The organism is Vibrio sp. 1580, from assembly GCF_033340055.1.
In genome coordinates this window covers 1-524 of record NZ_JAWOVT010000701.1, presented here as the reverse complement: position 1 = coordinate 524, position 524 = coordinate 1, and the positions used below count along the sequence as shown (strand labels likewise).

1 protein-coding gene is annotated in these 524 nt (G+C 47.1%); it reads left to right on the top strand.

Annotated features, from left to right (window positions below; all coding sequences use genetic code 11):
- On the top strand, positions 1–524 hold a 524-nt coding region (locus R7093_RS27930), incomplete at both ends, for a substrate-binding domain-containing protein (RefSeq protein ID WP_318147372.1).

The window sequence follows — 524 nt, the reverse complement described above, 5'->3', positions numbered from 1 at the left end:
CTTCGGCACGCTGGTCAAATCCGTCGATAATGTCGCGCGCGAAAATGGCAAACATATCTTGATCGGCAACGGTTACCATAATCCAGAAGATGAACGTCAAGCTCTAGAATTACTGATCAACAGCCGTTGCGATGCAATAGTCATCCACTCGAAAGGCTTATCTGATGAGGAGCTAATTGGCTACGCCCAAGAGGTGAAAGGTATGGTGCTTATCAATCGTCATATCCCAGAGCTGGCCGAACGCTGTATTTCCCTTGATAACCGCAAAGGAGCATTCCTCGCGACAGAATATTTGATTCGTCACGGGCATCGCAAAATCGCTTGTATTGCCTCATCCCACGATATCGAAGATACCGATGAGCGATTGCAAGGTTACCAAGCAGCATTGAAAGAACATGGTATTGAACTCTCCAAAAGCTACATCGAGTACGGTGAACCCAACAGTGATGGTGGCGAAGTTGCGATGACCAACCTGTTAACCAAATCTTTGGAGATTACTGGAGTGGTGGCCTACAACGACTACA